The sequence below is a fragment of the Vibrio sp. 10N.222.48.A3 genome, assembly GCF_041475345.1.
Taxonomy (GTDB): Bacteria; Pseudomonadota; Gammaproteobacteria; order Enterobacterales; family Vibrionaceae; genus Vibrio; species Vibrio tasmaniensis_A.
In genome coordinates this window covers 1-390 of record NZ_JBFRVX010001365.1, presented here as the reverse complement: position 1 = coordinate 390, position 390 = coordinate 1, and the positions used below count along the sequence as shown (strand labels likewise).

The window sequence follows — 390 nt, the reverse complement described above, 5'->3', positions numbered from 1 at the left end:
GTATAAGAGTTCATGCCATGGCTTGAGCCCATTAACCAAAGAATGATGGTCAGCGCAAAAGTGACGTATACCGCAATGGCTTTGGGTGTTTTAAGGAATTTACCTTTGATGCTTAGCTCGATTTTCTTTTGGTCAGCTTTGTACATAAAGCCTATTAAAAACCACGCTAACGCCATCATAATAACGACAAACGGCACACCAAATGCCATCCATTCACCGAACGTAATTAGGTTGTCGCCAACTAAATATTTAAGTGCGATAGCGTTCGGCGGGGTACCGATCGGGGTACCAATGCCACCGATGTTAGCGGCAACAGGGATACAAAGCGCAAACGCTATACGACCGGGGTCTTTCGGGCCAAACACAGCCAGTACCGGCGTTAAAATAGAT

Annotated in this window: 1 protein-coding gene; it reads right to left on the bottom strand. The window is 45.9% G+C overall.

Translation table 11 applies throughout. The annotated features are described in order from the left end of the window. On the bottom strand, positions 1-390 hold a 390-nt coding region (locus AB4653_RS26390; RefSeq protein WP_372105703.1), incomplete at both ends, for an SLC13 family permease.